The 18,888-nt window shown below is 59.8% G+C and carries 12 protein-coding genes; 6 read left to right on the top strand and 6 right to left on the bottom strand.

Annotated elements, in window-relative coordinates; translation table 11 throughout:
* Nucleotides 1-19: 19 nt before the first annotated feature.
* From ligA to JFT87_RS14090, 4 genes are all read right to left on the bottom strand, one after another.
* A complete protein-coding gene (ligA, locus tag JFT87_RS14105) occupies nucleotides 20-2,377 on the bottom strand; it encodes an NAD-dependent DNA ligase LigA (RefSeq protein WP_201202131.1) in 2,358 nt (785 codons plus the stop codon).
* 225 nt (nucleotides 2,378-2,602) lie between these two features.
* Nucleotides 2,603-3,457: a cell division protein ZipA gene (gene zipA / locus JFT87_RS14100; protein ID WP_201202130.1), complete on the bottom strand. Its 855-nt coding sequence runs from the start codon at nucleotides 3,455-3,457 to the stop codon at nucleotides 2,603-2,605.
* A gap of 258 nt (nucleotides 3,458-3,715) precedes the next feature.
* A complete protein-coding gene (smc, locus tag JFT87_RS14095) occupies nucleotides 3,716-7,204 on the bottom strand; it encodes a chromosome segregation protein SMC (protein ID WP_201202128.1) in 3,489 nt (1,162 codons plus the stop codon).
* A gap of 2 nt (nucleotides 7,205-7,206) precedes the next feature.
* Nucleotides 7,207-7,866, bottom strand: coding sequence for a GntR family transcriptional regulator (locus JFT87_RS14090; protein ID WP_201202121.1), 660 nt, complete (start codon nucleotides 7,864-7,866; stop codon nucleotides 7,207-7,209).
* A gap of 265 nt (nucleotides 7,867-8,131) precedes the next feature.
* Between JFT87_RS14090 and xdhA the strand changes: the two genes are divergently transcribed.
* The 4 genes from xdhA to guaD all read left to right on the top strand — a co-directional run bounded on the left by xdhA (nucleotide 8,132) and on the right by guaD (nucleotide 14,254).
* A complete protein-coding gene (gene xdhA, locus JFT87_RS14085; RefSeq protein WP_201202119.1) occupies nucleotides 8,132-9,586 on the top strand; it encodes a xanthine dehydrogenase small subunit in 1,455 nt (484 codons plus the stop codon).
* Nucleotides 9,579-11,978 (top strand): xanthine dehydrogenase molybdopterin binding subunit, encoded by a 2,400-nt coding sequence (xdhB, locus tag JFT87_RS14080; protein WP_201202112.1) that lies wholly within the window; start codon nucleotides 9,579-9,581, stop codon nucleotides 11,976-11,978. The genes xdhA and xdhB overlap by 8 nt, the downstream gene beginning before the upstream one ends.
* Nucleotides 11,979-12,095: 117 nt before the next feature.
* Complete coding sequence (gene xdhC / locus JFT87_RS14075; protein ID WP_201202110.1) at nucleotides 12,096-12,941, top strand: xanthine dehydrogenase accessory protein XdhC; 846 nt, start codon at nucleotides 12,096-12,098, stop codon at nucleotides 12,939-12,941.
* 8 nt (nucleotides 12,942-12,949) lie between these two features.
* Nucleotides 12,950-14,254, top strand: a complete 1,305-nt coding sequence (gene guaD / locus JFT87_RS14070) for a guanine deaminase (RefSeq protein WP_201202109.1) — start codon at nucleotides 12,950-12,952, stop codon at nucleotides 14,252-14,254.
* A gap of 180 nt (nucleotides 14,255-14,434) precedes the next feature.
* Here the strand turns inward: guaD and JFT87_RS14065 are convergent, their stop codons facing one another.
* Entirely contained in the window at nucleotides 14,435-15,199 is a 765-nt protein-coding gene (locus JFT87_RS14065; RefSeq protein WP_054054029.1) for a GntR family transcriptional regulator, read from the bottom strand.
* A gap of 267 nt (nucleotides 15,200-15,466) precedes the next feature.
* On the opposite strand from JFT87_RS14065, the gene JFT87_RS14060 reads away from it, so the two are divergent.
* Nucleotides 15,467-16,657: a benzoate/H(+) symporter BenE family transporter gene (locus tag JFT87_RS14060; RefSeq protein ID WP_201202107.1), complete on the top strand. Its 1,191-nt coding sequence runs from the start codon at nucleotides 15,467-15,469 to the stop codon at nucleotides 16,655-16,657.
* Nucleotides 16,658-16,755: 98 nt separating this feature from the next.
* Here JFT87_RS14060 and JFT87_RS14055 read toward each other — a convergent pair whose 3' ends face one another.
* Nucleotides 16,756-17,100 (bottom strand): YggL family protein, encoded by a 345-nt coding sequence (locus JFT87_RS14055; protein ID WP_201202105.1) that lies wholly within the window; start codon nucleotides 17,098-17,100, stop codon nucleotides 16,756-16,758.
* Nucleotides 17,101-17,334: 234 nt separating this feature from the next.
* Here JFT87_RS14055 and dacB point away from each other — a divergent pair, with 234 nt between their 5' ends.
* Nucleotides 17,335-18,795 (top strand): D-alanyl-D-alanine carboxypeptidase/D-alanyl-D-alanine endopeptidase, encoded by a 1,461-nt coding sequence (gene dacB / locus JFT87_RS14050; RefSeq protein WP_201202104.1) that lies wholly within the window; start codon nucleotides 17,335-17,337, stop codon nucleotides 18,793-18,795.
* Nucleotides 18,796-18,888 lie beyond the last annotated feature (93 nt).

The raw sequence follows: 18,888 nt of genomic DNA, 5'->3' as shown, positions 1-18,888 counted from the left end.
CCCTCGCCACAGGTCCGCTTTAGACAGAGATATTGTGTTCCTTCAGGAATACCACAAACGCCTCTTCATCCAGCACCTTCAACCCCAGCTCATTGGCCTTGGCCAACTTGGAGCCCGCCCCCGGGCCAGCCACTACGCAATGAGTCTTGGCCGACACCGAACCCGCCACTTTGGCGCCGAGGCTCTCAAGCTTCTCCTTAGCCACATCGCGACTCATCAACTCAAGCGAACCAGTCAACACCCAGGTCTGCCCGGCCAGCGGCAAGCCTTCGACGACTTTCTTCTCGCTCTGCCAGTGCATGCCGAAATCACGCAACTGTTTCTCGGCCGCCTCGGCAATCTGGCGATTTTCTTCGACAGCGAAAAACTCGCGAACCGAATTCGCCTGTTTCTCCGGCAATGCCTGGCGCATGTCCAGCCAGTCGGCGCCAAACACGCCTTCCAGTGAACCAAACTTGTCCGCCAGTTTCTGCGCACCGCCCGGCCCCACCGAAGGGATGTGCAACTTATCGAGGAAGCCGCCGAGCGTGGTGCTCGCAGAAAACTCCGCGCCCAATTCGCCCTGATCCTGAATCTGCAAACCGTGCTTGAGCAGCTCGGCAATCACCTGCTGGTTATGCGCATCTTCAAAGAAGCTGTGAATCTCGTAAGCCACTTCCAGCCCAACATCCGGCAAGTACGTCAACACTTGCGGCAACGCCTGCTGAACCCGCTCCAGCGAACCCAGAGAACGCGCCAGCACCTTGGCCGTCTCTTCGCCGACATCGGGAATCCCGAGGGCGTAAATGAAGCGCGCCAGGCTCTGCTGCTTGCTGTCTTCGATGGCGCTGAGCAGCTTCTTGCTCGACAGCTCGGCAAAGCCTTCCAGGTCGACAATGTCTTCGAACTTCAGCGCATACAGATCGGCCGGCGAACCCACCAGGCCTTCATCCACCAGTTGCTCGACGCTCTTGTCGCCCAGGCCTTCGATGTCCATGGCACGACGGGAGACGAAGTGGATGATCGATTGCTTCAACTGCGCACCACAGGCCAGACGACCGACGCAGCGATACACCGCGCCTTCGCTGACGGTCTCGCGACCTTTGCTGCGCTTGACCAATTGCGTGCGCTCGACATGAGAGCCGCACACCGGGCATTGCTCGGGAATCTGCACCGGCCGTGCGTCTTCTGGACGACGCTCAAGGACAACTTGCACCACTTGCGGGATCACATCGCCAGCGCGGCGGATGATCACCGTGTCGCCGATCATCAAACCCAGTCGCGCCACTTCGTCCATGTTGTGCAGCGTCGCGTTGGCCACCGTCACGCCAGCGACCTTGACCGGTTTCAAGCGAGCGACCGGCGTCACCGCGCCGGTGCGGCCGACCTGGAACTCCACGTCGAGCAATTCGGTGAGCTCTTCCATAGCCGGAAATTTGTGCGCAATCGCCCAACGCGGTTCGCGTGCACGGAAACCCAATTCACGTTGCGAAGCAATGCTGTTGACCTTGAACACCACGCCATCGATTTCATAGGCCAGACCGTTGCGGCGCTCACCGATGTCGCGGTAGTAATCCAGGCATTCATCGATGCCATGGGCCAGTTTCAGCTCATGACTGATCGGCATGCCCCAGACCTGCAATTGCTTGAGATTGCCGATATGCGTGTCGGCAATGTCGGCCGAAATCTGGCCGATGCCGTAGCAGCAGAATTCCAGTGGACGGTTGGCGGTGATCTTCGAATCCAGCTGGCGCAAACTGCCGGCCGCCGCATTACGCGGATTGGCGAAGGTCTTGCCGCCGACTTCCAGTTGCGTGGCGTTGAGCCGTTCGAAACCGGCCTTGGACATGAACACTTCGCCGCGCACTTCAAGCGTCGCCGGCCAGCCAGTGCCGTGCAACTTGAGCGGGATGTTGCGCACGGTGCGTACGTTGACGCTGATATCTTCGCCGGTGGTGCCGTCACCGCGAGTCGCGCCGCGTACCAGTACGCCGTCCTGATACAACAGGCTGACCGCCAGGCCATCGAGTTTCGGTTCGCAGCTGTATTCCACCGCCGCGCCGCCACCGAACAGGTCGCCGGCCGGCAGGTCGAGACCTTCGGTCACCCGACGATCAAACTCGCGCATGTCGGTTTCTTCGAAGGCGTTGCCGAGGCTGAGCATCGGCACTTCGTGGCGCACCTGGGTGAACGCCGACAGCGCCGCGCTGCCGACGCGCTGGGTCGGCGAGTCGCTGGTGATCAGTTCGGGATTGGCCGCTTCGAGGGCCTTGAGCTCATGGAACAACCGGTCGTACTCGGCGTCCGGAATGCTCGGCTCGTCCATCACGTGATAGCGATAGTTGTGCTGATCCAGCTCAGCGCGCAGCTCTAGAATGCGGTTTTTGACGGCGGTCATGGGTGTTCTCTCATAAAGCAAAAGAGCAGCCGAGGCTGCTCAATCTTCTAATCACGATAGCCTAAAGGCTTGCACTATGTGGCGAGGGGGCTTGCCCCCGTTCGGCTGCGAAGCAGTCGCAAATCCTGTGATCGTGCCCCATCTGGCAAAACAGGCTGAATGGTTCTGGGGCCGCTTCGCAGCCCAACGGGGGCAAGCCCCCTCGCCACAACAGCCCTTTTGACTCTAGCGCTTCTGGGTCAGGGCGCGACGTTCGAATTCAACGATGCGCTGACGGTAATGCTCGATGGTCTGAGCGGTCAGCACGCTGCGCTGGTCGTCTTTCAGTTCGCCGTTCAGTTCCTGGGACAGCTTGCGTGCCGCAGCCACCATCACGTCGAAGGCTTGCTTCGGATGACGTGGGCCTGGCAGGCCGAGGAAGAAGCTCACCGCCGGAGTGCTGAAGTGGTCGATGTCGTCCAGATCAAAGATGCCCGGCTTGACCGCATTGGCCATGGAGAACAGCACTTCGCCGTTACCCGCCATGCTTTCGTGGCGATGGAAAATATCCATCTCGCCAAAACGCAGGCCGCTTTCCAGAATGTTCTGCAACAGCGCCGGGCCTTTGAAGCCGGCGGCGTCGCGGCAAATCACGCTGATCACCAGCACTTCTTCGGCTTGCGGCTGATCTTTTTCGCTGACCGATGGCGCGGACTTGGCGTCATCCGGGAAATCGTCGTCACGGCTGCTGAAGCTCGGGCCGCCGTCCAGGTCGAGGCTGAGGTTCATGTCACCCTGGGAAGGTTCGCCATGGCCACGCTTGCCGCGCTTGGAGCCCGACTCACGAGGTTCCCGGGCCGGCATGCTCACGGACGGCAGATCGTGCTCATCCAGTTGCGGCTCCTTATGAGTATCCAGCACCCGTGGCGGGCCCAACAGCTCGGCGCTGGTGTCCTCGTCCGGCAGGTTGGACAGACTTCGGTCAAGGCGGAATTTAAGTTTTCCCTTGCCGCCGCGCATGCGACGCCAGCCATCGAAAAGAATACCGGCAATGACAATAATGCCGATGACGATCAGCCACTCGCGCAGACCGATTTCCATGTAATCCCGTGCCTCTATAAAAAATGCTGAAAAATAAGGGGTTTACAACGTGCAAACCGCTTTAAAACGTGGCGCCAACTCTATGTTCTGACAGGCGTTTTGCCCACGTATACGAAAAATTGACATTAAACTAGCACGACCAAAGGCAACTTTACACCGTCTGTCACAATGGCTTCAGCGAATATGTCGATTGGCCAGCAAGTAAAGAGAAAGTAAATAAGCCTACAGCACATAAATACTTGCCCTACAGCCAGCGACTCAGGCATCCACCATCGCCATCGCCTCCTCGACATCCACTGCTACCAAGCGTGAGCAACCCGGCTCGTGCATCGTCACCCCCATCAGTTGATCGGCCATTTCCATGGCGATCTTGTTGTGGGTGATGTAGATGAACTGCACCGTCTGCGACATCTCTTTGACCAGTCGTGCATAGCGTCCAACGTTAGCGTCATCCAATGGCGCGTCAACTTCATCGAGCATGCAGAACGGCGCCGGGTTCAACTTGAAGATCGCAAAAACCAGGGCCAGAGCAGTCAGGGCTTTTTCGCCACCGGAGAGCAAATGGATGGTGCTGTTCTTCTTTCCTGGCGGCTGCGCCATGATCGTTACCCCTGTATCGAGTAGATCTTCGCCCGTCAGTTCCAAATACGCGCGCCCTCCACCGAAAACTTTTGGGAAAAGTGCCTGAATACCGGCATTGATCTGATCAAAGGTATCTTTGAAGCGGTTGCGGGTTTCCTTATCGATCTTGCGAATCACGTTTTCCAGGGTATCCAGCGCTTCCACCAGATCGTCGTTCTGCGCATCCAGATAACGTTTGCGCTCGGATTGTTGCGTGTATTCGTCAATGGCCGCCAAGTTGATCGCACCAAGACGCGCAATACGTGCGGCAATGCGCTCCAACTCTTCCTCAGCCTCTTTTTCGTTGGCTTCGGCCACCAGGGTCGCGATCACGCCGTGGAGGTCGTAGCCGTCTTCCAGTAACTGATCCTCGAGGGTCTTGCGGCGCACGGTCAGGGCTTGCCATTCCATGCGCTGGTGTTCGAGTTGGCCACGGATCAATTGCGATTGTTGCTCGGCCTGGTTGCGGCGCTTCTCGGCATCACGCAATTCGCGGTCGGCATCTTCCATGGCCATTTGCGCAGTCTTGAGTTCTTCGTCGACGGTCATGCGCTTGTCGAGCAATTCTTCGAGCTTCAGGCGCAGCTCTTCCAGCGGCGCCTCGCCCTCCTCCAGATTCAGACTCAGTTGCTCGCGCTTCTCGGTCAGGCGCTCGGACTGCATCTCCAGCCGTTCCAGCGCCTGACGCGTCGAGTCATGTTGCGCCTTGAGCGAACCCAGACGCACCGCCAGTTGATGCGCATGATCCTTATGCTGCCGGGCTTCCTGTCGCACCCGATCGAGGCGCTCGCGCAAACTGTCGCGCTGAGCCAGCAGCAACTCGCGCTGCTCGGTGTCCAGCGCCATGCTGTCGAGGGCGTCCTGCAATTGCAGGCGCGCTTCGCCGATGTTTTCGTGTTCCAGCGCCCGCTGCTCGCTCAGCTCGGTGAGCTCTTCGTCAAGACGAGTGCGGCGCAGGGTCAGTTGTTCAGCCTTGGCTTTACCGGCAGACAACTGGGCTTTCAATTCACCTTGTTGACGGGCTTCGTCTTGCAACAGACGGCGCAAATGTTCGCGACCGTTTTCTTGCTGACGCTGTTGCGCCCTGAGATTTTGAAGTTGGGTTTCCAGGGTTTCGACCGAGGTTTCGCGCTCTTCGCGTTCAAGGCCCAGGCGCTGGATTTCCTGGCCACGGGCAAGCACGCCGCTTTCCGCTTCACTGGCCCGACGCACACGTAAAAAGTGCCGACCGACCCAGTAACCGTCACGACTGATCAAGCTTTCGCCGGGCGCCAATTGAGCGCGTAAAGCCAAGGCCTGCTCAAGGCTTTCCACCGGTTTGACCTGCCCCAGCCACGGCGACAGATCGATCTGCGCCTCGACCTTGTCGAGCAAGCTACCGGCCACGCGCACGCCCTCGCTGGCGGGGCTGAGCAAGCGCAGATCGCCCTGGGCAAACCCGGCCAGATCGAAATCGCCGAAGTCATCCACCAGCACCGCTTGCAGGTCGGCGCCGAGCACGGTTTCCACCGCCAGCTCCCAACCCGCTTCTACCTTCAGGCCTTCGGCCAGGCGCGGACGGTCTGCCAGGTTTTGTTCACGCAGCCATTCGGCGGTGCCGGTGCCCGGATCGAGCGCGGCTTGCTGCAAGGCTTCAAGGGACGCGAGACGACCATTGAGGCGTTGCAAATCACCCTGGGCTTGTTGCTGCGCGGTCAATGCGTGCTGCAATTCCTGACGCAGCTGTTCAAGCTTTTCGACCTGAGCTTCTTCACTGGTTTGCAAGTCCTCAAGCGTCGCTTCGGATTCAGCGAGCTGCTCGCTGAGTTCCATGATCGCCGCGTCTTCCGGGTCCGCCGAGAGCAACGTGCGCTCCTCGCCCAGACGCTTCTGGCGATCAGCCAAACGCTCCATGCTGGTTTCCAGCTGCTGGATGCGCGACTGCTGCACTTCAGACTGACGACGCGGCTCGGCGGCCGTGAGGTTGAAGGTGTCCCACTGCTCTTGCCACCCGTGCATGGTGGTTTCGGATTCTTCCAGCGCAGCGGCGGCTTCTTCGGCCGCGGCGCTGGTGACTTCCTGTTCCGGCGTGAGCAGGTCCAGCTCTTCGCCGAGGGTCAACAGCAAGGTGCGGTCGTGGCCCAAGTGCGATTCGGTTTCCAGACGTGCGCGCTCGGCTTCTTTCAGATCATCTTGCAACTGACGCAAACGCTGCTGACCGTGCTGGATGCTTTGCTCGACGCGGGCGATGTCGCCACCGACCGAATAGAAGCGCCCTTGCACCAGATTGAAGCGCTCGGAGAGGTCGTGGTGACCGTCACGCAGGCGTTCAATCGCCGCATCGGCGTTACGTTGCTCGGCGACCAGGGCCTCAAAGGTGATTTCCTGAGTGCCGATGATCGCTTCGCGCTGACCGACCTGTTCGTTCAACGCCTGCCAGCGCAGGGCCGACAGTTGGGCCTTGAGCTGACGCTCTTCGGCTTTGAATTCCTGATACTTCTTCGCGGACTCGGCTTGGCGGTGCAAGCGCTCGAGCTGACGCTCAAGCTCTTCACGCAAGTCAGACAGGCGGGCCAGGTTTTCATGGGTGCGGCGGATGCGGTTTTCAGTCTCGCGCCGGCGCTCCTTGTACTTGGAGATCCCCGCCGCCTCTTCAATAAAGTTACGCAGGTCTTCGGGTTTGGATTCGATCAGCTTGGAGATCATCCCCTGCTCGATGATCGAGTAGCTGCGCGGACCCAGGCCGGTGCCGAGGAAGATGTCGGTGATGTCGCGACGACGGCATTTGGTGCCGTTGAGGTAGTAAGTGGTCTGGCTGTCGCGGGTCACTTTGCGGCGAATGGAGATTTCCGCATAGGCGGCGTATTCGCCGAGCAGCGTGCCGTCGGAGTTGTCGAACACCAGTTCGATGCTCGCCTGGCTCACCGGCTTACGACTGGTGGAGCCGTTGAAGATGACGTCGGTCATCGACTCGCCACGCAAGTTTTTGGCCGAACTCTCGCCCATCACCCAACGCACGGCGTCGATGATGTTCGACTTGCCGCAACCATTGGGCCCGACCACCGCCGCCATGTTACTGGGGAAGTTCACCGTGGTCGGGTCGACGAAGGATTTGAACCCCGCCAGCTTGATGCACTTGAGCCGCACGCTTAAGCGTCCGTCAGGGCAGAAACCACCAGATCGCTACTGCGCTGGGCATATGCCGTCAGCACTTCGCGAATCTGCGGAAAGTCACGGGCGATCACCGCTGCGAGCAAGCGTTCGAACAACTCCAGAAACTCGCTCATCTCGGCCTTGCGCTGTTCCAGGGCGAGGAAATACGCGCGGCTCATGGCCGGCTGCAGATTCTCGACGGTTTCCTGCAAGTACGGGTTGTTGGCGAACGGATACGCGGCGCGCATCACACTGAAGCTGTCGTCGACGAACGTGCGGATGTCCTGACGCTCGTAGCTGGACGCCAGGCGCTGCTGGATCTGCACGAACGGCGCCAGGTCGGCCTGGACTTGCCAGCCCGTAGCCACGGCATTGCCGAGCAGGATGTACAACTCGCTCATCAGCGTGCACAGGCTTTGGACCTTGTGCGCGGTGAGTTCGGTGACATGGGCGCCACGTCGCGGCAGTATCGCGATCAGGTGGCGGCGCTCGAGAATCAGCAAGGCCTCACGGACCGAACCGCGGCTGACATTGAGGGCCAGCGTGACCTTCTGTTCCTGGATGCGCTCTCCCGGCTTCATTTCGCCGCGAATGATACGTTCGGCGAGGTGGTGAGCAATTTGCTCGGCGAGGCTGTCCGGCGCCTTGAACGTCATGGTTGTCCTTCAAACTCTTCGATCTGCACAAGCGGCGCAGTGTAGCGCAATTGGTACGTCATGGCGGAGTGCCCACCCGGCGGTTTTGGCACGAATTAAGCAAAAAGCAGGCTATCCCGTGAGGGTCAATACTGATGGAACGCGTTGTTCATCGAGAAAAACTGATTTCCTGACCTTTAAGTCAGAAAACCATTGACCGAAAAGTCAGACCTGATAAATTCGGTTCAAATCGGTTAACAACAATAATGAGTCTGCGAGGCCTTCCGTGATCCAGTTTTTACTAAACCAGGAACTCCGTAGCGAGCACGCCCTGGACCCGAACCTGACCGTGCTCAATTACTTGCGCGACCATGTGGGCAAACCCGGCACCAAAGAAGGCTGCGCCAGCGGTGACTGCGGCGCGTGCACCGTGGTGGTCGGCGAGCTGCAAACGGATGACGACGGCCGCGAACACATTCGCTATCGCAGCCTCAACTCGTGCCTGACGTTCGTTTCGTCATTGCACGGCAAACAATTGATCAGCGTCGAAGACCTCAAGTACAAGGGCGAACTGCACAGCGTGCAAAAAGCCATGGTCGAGTGCCACGGTTCGCAATGCGGCTTCTGCACCCCAGGCTTCGTGATGTCGCTGTTCGCGCTGCAAAAAAACAGCGACGAGCCCGATTCTCATAAAGCTCACGAAGCGCTGGCCGGCAATCTTTGCCGCTGCACCGGTTATCGGCCGATCCTCCAGGCCGCCGAACAGTCCTGCTGCGCCAAGCAGCCGGATCAGTTCGACGCCCGTGAAGCCGAGACCATCGCTCGCCTCAAGTCCATCGCCCCCACCGACATCGGCGAACTCAACAGTGGCGACAAGCGCTGCCTGGTGCCGCTGACCGTCGCTGATCTGGCCGACCTCTACGACGCTTATCCACAGGCCCGGCTGCTGGCCGGCGGCACGGACCTGGCGCTGGAAGTCACCCAGTTCCACCGCACCTTGCCGGTGATGATCTACGTCGGCAACGTCGCCGAGATGAAGCGCATCGAACGCTTCGACGATCGCCTGGAAATCGGCGCCGCGACAGCCCTCTCCGATTGCTACGACGCACTGAAAACCGAATACCCGGACTTCGGCGAATTGCTGCAACGCTTCGCCTCCTTGCAGATTCGCAACCAGGGCACCCTGGGCGGCAACATCGGCAACGCCTCGCCGATTGGCGACTCACCACCGCTGCTGATTGCCCTGGGCGCGCAGATCGTTCTGTGCAAAGGCGAAACCCGCCGCACCCTGGCCATCGAAGATTACTTCATCGACTACCGGGTCACCGCGCGCCAGGAAAGCGAGTTCATCGAAAAGATCATCGTGCCCCGCGCCAGCGCTGAACAACTGTTCCGCGCCTACAAGGTTTCCAAGCGTCTGGACGATGACATTTCTGCGGTCTGCGCCGCGTTCAACCTGCGCATCGACAATGGCGTGATCGCCGACGCCCGCGTCGCCTTCGGCGGCATGGCCGCCACGCCAAAACGCGCCAAGACCTGCGAAGCCGTGTTGCTCGGTGCGACCTGGAACAACGACACCGTTGAACGCGCCTGTGCCGCCCTGGCCGAAGATTTCACGCCGCTCTCGGACTTCCGCGCCAGCAAGGAATATCGCCTGCTCAGCGCGCAAAACCTGCTGCGTAAATACTTTATCGAACTGCAAACACCGCACATCGAGACTCGGGTGACCGCTTATGTCTAATCATCACGCTGTAGAGAAGACCCAAGCCGAACTGGCTGAACTGTTCGCCAAGGACCTGACCACCGGTGTCGGCCGCAGCGTCAAGCACGACAGCGCCGCCAAACACGTGTCCGGTGAAGCGCAGTACATCGACGACCGACTGGAATTCCCGAACCAGTTGCACGTTTATGCACGCCTGTCGGACCGCGCCCACGCGAAAATCATCAGCATCGACACCAAGCCCTGTTACGCCTTCGAAGGCGTGCGCATCGCCATCACCCACGAAGACGTGCCGGGCCTGAAAGACATCGGCCCGCTGATGCCGGGCGATCCGCTGCTGGCCATCGATGATGTGCAATTCGTTGGGCAACCGGTGCTTGCGGTTGCCGCTAAAGATCTGGAAACCGCACGCAAAGCCGCGATGGCCGCGATCATCGAATACGAAGACCTTGAACCGGTTTTGGACGTGGTTGAAGCATTAAGAAAACGCCATTTCGTACTCGACAGCCACACTCACCAACGCGGCGATTCTGCTGGCGCATTGGCCACCGCTGAACATCGCATCCAGGGCACGTTGCACATCGGCGGCCAGGAACACTTCTACCTCGAAACCCAGATCTCTTCGGTGATGCCTACTGAAGACGGCGGGATGATCGTCTACTGCTCCACGCAAAACCCGACCGAAGTACAGAAGCTTGTTGCCGAAGTTCTGGACGTGTCGATGAACAAGATCATCGTCGACATGCGCCGTATGGGCGGTGGTTTCGGCGGCAAGGAAACCCAGGCCGCGAGCCCGGCATGCCTCTGCGCGGTCATCGCGCACCTCACCGGCCAGCCAACCAAGATGCGCCTGCCGCGGGTCGAAGACATGCTGATGACCGGCAAGCGTCACCCGTTCTACGTCGAGTATGACGTGGGCTTCGACAGCACCGGCCGCCTGCACGGCATCGCCCTGGAACTGGCCGGCAACTGCGGCTGCTCGCCGGACCTGTCGGCGTCGATTGTCGACCGTGCGATGTTCCACGCCGACAACTCGTACTACCTGGGCGACGCGACCATCAACGGTCACCGCTGCAAGACCAACACCGCGTCGAACACCGCTTACCGTGGCTTCGGTGGCCCGCAAGGCATGGTCGCCATCGAAGAAGTGATGGACGCGATTGCCCGCCATCTGGCCCTCGATCCACTGGCCGTGCGCAAGGCCAACTACTACGGCAAGACCGAGCGCAACGTCACCCATTACTACCAGACCGTCGAGCACAACATGCTCGAGGAAATGACCGCCGAACTGGAAGAAAGCAGCCAGTACTACGAGCGCCGCGAAGCGATCCGCCGCTACAACGCCAACAGCCCGATCCTGAAAAAAGGCTTGGCGCTGACCCCGGTGAAATTCGGCATCTCGTTCACCGCCAGTTTCCTCAACCAGGCCGGCGCGCTGATCCACATCTACACCGACGGCAGCATTCACCTGAACCACGGCGGCACCGAAATGGGCCAAGGCCTGAACACCAAAGTCGCGCAGGTCGTGGCCGAAGTGTTCCAGGTGGAAATGGACCGTGTGCAAATCACCGCGACCAACACCGACAAGGTGCCAAACACCTCGCCGACGGCGGCTTCCAGCGGCGCCGACCTGAACGGTAAAGCGGCGCAGAACGCAGCAGAAATCATCAAGAAACGACTGGTCGAATTCGCCTCGCGGCACTACAAAGTCAGCGAAGAAGACGTGGAATTCCACAATGGCCATGTGCGTGTTCGCGACCACATCCTGACCTTTGAAGCGCTGATCCAGCAGGCGTATTTCGCTCAGGTTTCGCTGTCGAGTACCGGGTTCTACAAGACCCCGAAAATCTTCTACGATCGCAGCCAGGCCCGTGGTCGTCCGTTCTACTACTACGCCTTCGGTGCGGCGTGCTGCGAGGTGATCGTTGACACCCTGACCGGCGAGTACAAGATGCTGCGCACCGACATTCTTCACGACGTCGGCGCTTCGCTGAACCCGGCAATCGACATCGGTCAGGTCGAGGGCGGTTTCATCCAGGGCATGGGTTGGCTGACCATGGAAGAACTGGTGTGGAACAACAAAGGCAAACTGATGACCAACGGTCCGGCGAGCTACAAGATCCCGGCCGTGGCCGACATGCCGCTGGACCTGCGGGTGAAGCTGGTGGAAAACCGCAAGAACCCGGAAGACACGGTGTTCCACTCCAAGGCTGTCGGCGAGCCGCCGTTCATGCTCGGCATCGCCTCGTGGTGTGCGATCAAGGACGCCGTGGCCAGCCTGGGGGACTACAAGCATCAACCAAACATCGACGCCCCGGCGACCCCGGAGCGGGTGTTGTGGGGCTGTGAGCAGATGCGGCAGTTGAAGGTGGCGAAGGCTTTCGAGGCAGAAGTCGAGTTGGCTTCGCTTTAAGACCGAGTCGCGGCCTTCGCGAGCAAGCCCGCTCCCACAGGGGAATGCATTCCAAATGTGGGAGCGGGCTTGCTCGCGAAGACGGCCGAACAGACAACACAGATGTCGAGGTGAAACATGTACAACTGGATCGACGCCCTCGCCGACCTGCAATCCCAGGGTGAACCCTGCGTGCTGGTGACCATCATCGAAGAGCTCGGCTCGACGCCGCGCAACGCCGGCTCGAAAATGGTCATCAGCGCCACCCAGACCTTCGACACCATCGGTGGCGGGCATCTGGAATACAAGGCCATGCAGATCGGTCGCGAGATGCTCGCCAGCGGTAAGCAAGACACGCATCTGGAGCGTTTCAGCCTTGGCGCCAGCCTCGGCCAGTGCTGCGGCGGCGTGACCGTATTGCTGTTCGAACCGATGGGCCAGGTCCAGGCACAAATCGCCGTATTCGGCGCCGGCCATGTCGGCCGGGCGCTGGTGCCGCTGCTCGCCAGCCTGCCCTGCCGGGTGCGCTGGATCGACTCGCGGGACGCGGAATTCCCGGGACAGATCCCCCACGGCGTGCGCAAAATCGTCGCCGAAGAACCTGTGGATGAAATCGACAACCTGCCCGCCGGCAGTTACTGCATCGTCATGACCCATAATCACCAGCTCGACCTCGAACTCACTGCCGCAATCCTCAAGCGCAACGACTTCGCCTACTTCGGCCTGATCGGTTCGAAAACCAAACGGGTGAAGTTCGAACACCGCTTGCGTGATCGTGGTTTCGACAGCGCGGTGCTGCAACGCATGCGCTGCCCGATGGGCATCGGCGAAGTCAAAGGCAAATTGCCTGTGGAAATCGCCATCTCCATCGCCGGCGAAATCATCGCCACCTATAACGCGAATTTCGGCCAGCAGACTGCCAGCGCCGGATCATCGATTGCCAAACTGCTGCCTGCTTCACGCCGCAGCCAAGCCATAAACTGAGAGCCACCATGCCTTTGACTCGCAAAGCCTACCGCGCCGCCATCCTGCACAGCATCGCCGACCCTGCTGAAGTGGGGATCGAAGCGTCTTATGAGTATTTCGAAGACGGCTTGCTGGTGGTCGAAAACGGCAAGATCAGCGCCGTCGGTCACGCCACTGAATTGCTGGCGACTCTGCCGGCCGACATCGAGATAACTCATTACCAGGATGCGCTGATCACCCCAGGGCTGATCGACACCCACATTCACTTGCCGCAAACCGGCATGGTCGGCGCTTACGGCGAGCAACTGCTGGACTGGCTCAACACCTACACCTTCCCGTGCGAAAGCCAGTTCGCCGACAAGGCCCACGCCGATGAAGTGGCCGACATTTTCATCAAGGAACTGCTGCGCAACGGCACCACCACCGCGCTGGTGTTTGGCAGCGTGCATCCGCAGTCAGTGAACTCGTTCTTCGAAGCCGCCCAGCAGTTGGACCTGCGGATGATCGCCGGCAAGGTGATGATGGACCGCAACGCGCCGGACTACCTGACCGACACCGCAGAATCCAGCTATGTCGAAAGCAAGGCGCTGATCGAGCGCTGGCACGGCAAGGGTCGCTTGCACTACGCGGTCACCCCGCGCTTCGCCCCGACCAGCACCCCTGAACAACTGACCCTTGCTGGCCAGTTGCTCGGTGAATACCCTGATTTGTACATGCAGACTCACATCAGCGAAAACCTGAAGGAAGTCGAATGGGTCAAGGAACTGTTCCCGGAGCGCAAGGGCTACCTCGACGTTTACGATCACTACCAACTGCTGGGCGAGCGCTCGGTGTTCGCCCACGGCGTGCACCTGTGTGACGACGAGTGTGCGCGGCTGGCGGAAACCGGTTCGGCGATTGCCTTCTGCCCGACTTCGAACTTCTTCCTCGGCAGCGGTCTGTTCAACCTGCCGATGGCCGAGAAGCACAAACTGAACGTCGGCCTCGGCACTGACGTTGGCGGCGGCACCAGTTTCTCGCTTCTGCAAACGTTGAACGAAGCGTACAAAGTGATGCAGTTGCAAGGTGCACGGCTGAGCCCGTTCAAATCGCTGTACCTGGCGACCCTTGGTGGTGCACGGGCGCTGCGGCTGGAAGACAAGATCGGTACTTTGCACGCGGGTACTGATGCGGACTTCCTGGTGTTGGACTACAACGCCACGCCGCTGCTGGGCTATCGCTTGAAGCAGGCCAATAACATTGCCGAAACGTTGTTTGTGTTGATGACGCTGGGGGATGACCGGACAGTGTTGCAGACGTATGCGGCGGGGAATCTGGTGCATCAGCGTTAAGGTTTACAGGCATAAAAAATCCCCCGCAGCTTTACAGCCCGGGGGATTTTTATTGTCTGTCAGATCGCTATCGCGAGCAGGCTCGCTCCCACAGTTGATCTCTGGTGGACTCGGGATTTGCATTCAACACAAAACCCTGTGGGAGCGAGCCTGCTCGCGATGGGAACGACTCCGCCTTACTTATAGCTTCGCGGTCGACCGACCTGGCTTCTTGGTCTGCAACAAATGCGAGAACACTGCATGCAAATCATCCGACGCGCTTTCTTCGTCGAGGTTGAGTTTGCTGTCGATGTGATCCATGTGATGCATCATCAGGTCCACCGCCAGCTCACCGTTGCGCGCTTCAATCGCATCGATCAATTGGGTGTGTTCATCATAAGAACAGTGCGAGCGGTTGCCGCTTTCGTACTGGGCGATGATCAACGAGGTCTGGGACACCAGGCTGCGCTGGAAGCTGATCAGCGGTGCATTCTTCGCCGCTTCGGCCAGTTTCAGGTGGAATTCGCCCGACAGACGGATGCCGGCACCGCGATCACCGCGCGAGAAGCTGTCGCGCTCGTCGTTGACCATCTGGCGCAACTCGGCGATTTGCTCGGCGGTAGCGTGCTGCACAGCCAGTTCGGTAATCGCACGCTCGACCAGACGGCGGGCGAGGAACACCTGACGCGCTTCTTCGACGCTCGGGCTGGCGACTACGGCGCCACGGTTTGGTCGCAGCAACACCACGCCTTCATGGGCCAGGCGCGACAGCGCGCGGCGAATGATGGTGCGGCTGACCCCGAAAATTTCCCCCAGCGCTTCTTCGCTCAACTTGGTGCCGGGCGCCAGACGCTGCTCGAGGATGGCCTCGAAGATATGCGCGTAGACAATATCGTCCTGGGTACCGCTGCGGCCGGCTTTGCCTGCTCGCGGTTGTTTCTTGAGGGGCTGCAACTGTTCGTTCATGGGCACTCGAGTCGGGAGAACTGCGGCGAATAGACCGTGACTGTAATACGGCACAGTAGGTCGCTGGCAAGTATCGCGTAAAAAACACCGCGATTGTACACAATGGATGGTGGCAACACGACTGTATGGCTGTTTGTGGCCTCGGCTGTATTGCAACGGTGCGTTACATTTGAGTTTAGGCTTGAACGCGCAATCCGCTGCCTGCATGCGATCCCTTGTAGGAGCGAGGCTTCGGACATCTTCATACGTATAAGGAACACCGTTGTCATGAACGACGCCACGCACACTCAGCTGCGCCCTTGGGCCGACACGTCACCTTCGGCCATCGTCGCCGGTTTCATCGCGATGATGACCGGCTACACCAGTTCCCTGGTCCTGATGTTCCAGGCCGGGCAAGCGGCGGGCCTGACCAGCGGGCAGATTTCCTCGTGGATCTGGGCGATCTCGATAGGCATGGCGGTGTGTTCGATTGGCCTGTCCCTGCGTTATCGCACGCCAATCACCATCGCCTGGTCGACACCCGGCGCGGCATTGCTGATCACTAGCCTCGGCGGCGTGACTTACGGTGAAGCCATTGGCGCCTACGTCACCTGCGCGGTGCTGGTGACCCTTTGTGGTCTGACCGGCAGCTTCGAGCGACTGATGAAAAAAATCCCGGCCTCGCTGGCGGCCGCGTTGTTGGCGGGGATTCTGTTCAAGATCGGCAGCGAGATTTTCGTCGCCGCCCAGCATCGCACCGCGCTGGTACTGGGGATGTTTTTCACCTATCTGGTGGTCAAGCGCCTGTCACCGCGTTATGCAGTGCTCGCCGCGCTGCTGATCGGCACCGCGCTGTCGGGGTTCATGGGGCTGCTGGATTTCAGCGGTTTCCACCTGGAACTGGCGACGCCGGTCTGGACCACGCCGCACTTCTCCCTGGCGGCGACCATCAGCATCGGCATCCCGCTGTTCGTCGTGGCGATGACCTCGCAGAACATGCCGGGCATCGCCGTGTTGCGCGCCGACGGTTACAACGTGCCGGCCTCGCCGCTGATCACCACCACCGGCATCGCCTCACTGCTGCTGGCACCGTTCGGCTCCCACGGGATTAACCTGGCGGCGATCAGCGCGGCGATTTGCACCGGGCCGCACGCCCATGAAGATCGCAACAAGCGCTACACCGCTGCGGTCTGGTGCGGGATTTTCTACGGGATTGCCGGGGTGTTCGGCGCGACGCTGGCGGCGTTGTTTGCCGCACTGCCCAAAGAGTTGGTGCTGTCGATTGCCGCGCTGGCGCTGTTCGGCTCGATCATCAATGGCTTGAGCATTGCCATGAGCGAAGTGAAGGAGCGCGAAGCAGCGCTGGTGACCTTTATGGTCACGGCGTCGGGGCTGACGCTGTTTTCCATCGGGTCGGCGTTCTGGGGGATTGTGGCGGGGGTTCTGACGTTGCTGATTTTGAACTGGCGCAAGGCCTGAAGGCATCCCCGAGATCGACATCGCAGGCCAAGTCTTGAGCCTACAAAAAACAGGCATAAAAAAACGGCGACCCGTGGGTCGCCGATTCTTTTATGACATCAAGCTACCGGATTGATCGGCTTTTCCGGGTACCAGACGTCCAGCAGCGGGCTGACGGTTGCTTCAGTCAGTTCGCTACGGCCTTTGAGCCAGGCTTCAACAGCGGCGCGCTGCTCTTCGGACACCGAGCCACGCTTGATCAGGCAAACCAGACCGAAGTCGTCGCCGCCAACATAACCCAGACCGTTGGCTTCCATAGCTTCTTTCAGGAACGCGTCGAGGAAAGCATCAATGGCTTCATCAGCCAAATCTTCTTTGAAATCCAGGTTCAGCTCGAAACCCAGCTCTTGAAATTCATCGACGCACAGTTTTTTGCGCAGACGCTGGGAACGGTTAGTCGCCATTGGAACAATCCTCATAAGTAATAACGGGCGGCACTTTAGCAGTTTAAGGCGCCAATTGCCCGCCCCACGGTGCCAGCCAGCCTACCGTCGGTAAAAAAATAGCCAATTAGAGGCTCCAGGCACGGCACAAGCCGCTACACCTTGGGGCATAATGCCGACACTTTCATGACCACTGAGGGATTTTATCTTCATGCCCTCGTCTTTTTTCCCCTCGACTGCAGGGTTCTATTTCACATGATCAAATCTTTGCGCCCACTGCTCCTGGCCAGTTTTCTTCTACCCCTGGCCCTCCCTGTTTCCGCCGCTCAGATCAACACCGCGCTGACGCCCAACGTTGAAAAGGCCCTCAAGGCCAGCAAGTTGCAGGACAGCGCCCTGTCCCTGGTGATGATTCCGCTCAACGGCCCGGGCACCCCGACTATTTTCAACGCCGACGTTTCGGTCAACCCGGCCTCGACCATGAAGCTGGTCACCACTTATGCGGCCCTGGAAATGCTCGGCCCGAACCACCAGTGGAAAACCGAGTTCTACACCGATGGCACCCTCAGCGGCGGCATCCTCAATGGCAACCTCTACCTCAAGGGTGGCGGCGATCCGAAACTGAACATGGAAAAACTCTGGCTGCTGATGCGCGACCTGCGCGCCAACGGCGTGACCCAAGTCACAGGCGACCTGGTGCTGGACCGCAGCTTCTTCGTGCAGCCGCAACTGCCGGAATTCAACGATGACGGCAATGACGAGAACAAACCGTTCCTGGTCAAACCTGACTCGCTGATGGTCAACCTCAAGGCCCTGCGCTTTGTCGCGCGCAACGACAACGGCAAGGTGCTGGTGTCGGTCGAGCCGCCGATTGCGACGATTCGCATCGACAACCAGGTCAAAGCGGTCAATTCCAAGCAATGCGCCGGTGGCGTGCGCTACAACCCGGTAACCCAGGCCGATGGCAGCGTGACCGTGACGGTCGGCGGCCAGTTGGGCGACGGTTGCAGTTCGCAGACCTATCTGTCGCTGCTCGATCACGCGACCTACACCGCCGGCGCCGTACGGGCGATCTGGAAAGAGCTGGGCGGCAGCATCCAGGGCAAGGATCGTCTGGCCGCCACGCCTAAAGACGCCAAGGTACTGGCCCGGGCCTTTTCGCCGGACCTCGCGGAGATCATTCGCGACATCAACAAATACAGTAACAACACCATGGCCCAGCAACTGTTCCTGAGCCTGGGCCAGAAGTTTCGTAACGATGCCGACGCCGACGACGCCAAGGCTGCCCAACGCGTAGTGCGTCAGTGGCTGGCACAAAAAGGCATTACCGCGCCGCACCTGGTGATGGAGAACGGCTCCGGCCTGTCCCGCGCCGAACGGGTGAGTGCACGGGAAATGGCCGGCATGCTGCAAGCGGCCTGGAAAAGCCCATACTCGGCGGAATTCATCAGCTCGCTGCCGATTGCCGGCACCGACGGCACCATGCGCAAACGCCTGAAGCACACCGCCATGGCCGGCGAAGCGCACATCAAGACTGGCACCCTGAACACCGTACGGGCGATCTCCGGTTTCAGCCGCGACATCAACGGCAATACCTGGGCGGTAGTGGCGATCCTCAACGACAAGGCCCCGTTTGGCGCATCGTCGGTACTGGATCAGGTACTGCTGGACCTGTACCGCCAGCCGAAAGTACCAGCCACCGCTTCGGTGCTGTAAAGCAAGCTAAGCAACATCACCAAACCCTTTGGGAGCTGGCTTGCCAGCGATAGCGGAGTGTCAGTCACCAAATATGCTGACTGGAATGACCCT

This window comes from Pseudomonas sp. TH15, from assembly GCF_016651105.1.
GTDB lineage: Bacteria > Pseudomonadota > Gammaproteobacteria > Pseudomonadales > Pseudomonadaceae > Aquipseudomonas.
This window is presented reverse-complemented; position numbering and strand designations above follow the sequence as displayed.

Excerpts from the sequence above, each read along its gene's own strand:
- zipA (WP_201202130.1), bottom strand. The coding sequence starts at position 3,457 with ATGGAAATCGGTCTGCGCGAGTGGCTGATCGTCATCGGCATTATTGTC.
- JFT87_RS14065 (WP_054054029.1), bottom strand. The coding sequence starts at position 15,199 with ATGAACGAACAGTTGCAGCCCCTCAAGAAACAACCGCGAGCAGGCAAA.
- JFT87_RS14060 (WP_201202107.1), top strand. The coding sequence starts at position 15,467 with ATGAACGACGCCACGCACACTCAGCTGCGCCCTTGGGCCGACACGTCA.
- xdhC (WP_201202110.1), top strand. The coding sequence starts at position 12,096 with ATGTACAACTGGATCGACGCCCTCGCCGACCTGCAATCCCAGGGTGAA.
- ligA (WP_201202131.1), bottom strand. The coding sequence starts at position 2,377 with ATGACCGCCGTCAAAAACCGCATTCTAGAGCTGCGCGCTGAGCTGGAT.
- xdhB (WP_201202112.1), top strand. The coding sequence starts at position 9,579 with ATGTCTAATCATCACGCTGTAGAGAAGACCCAAGCCGAACTGGCTGAA.
- guaD (WP_201202109.1), top strand. The coding sequence starts at position 12,950 with ATGCCTTTGACTCGCAAAGCCTACCGCGCCGCCATCCTGCACAGCATC.
- JFT87_RS14055 (WP_201202105.1), bottom strand. The coding sequence starts at position 17,100 with ATGGCGACTAACCGTTCCCAGCGTCTGCGCAAAAAACTGTGCGTCGAT.
- dacB (WP_201202104.1), top strand. The coding sequence starts at position 17,335 with ATGATCAAATCTTTGCGCCCACTGCTCCTGGCCAGTTTTCTTCTACCC.
- JFT87_RS14090 (WP_201202121.1), bottom strand. The coding sequence starts at position 7,866 with ATGACGTTCAAGGCGCCGGACAGCCTCGCCGAGCAAATTGCTCACCAC.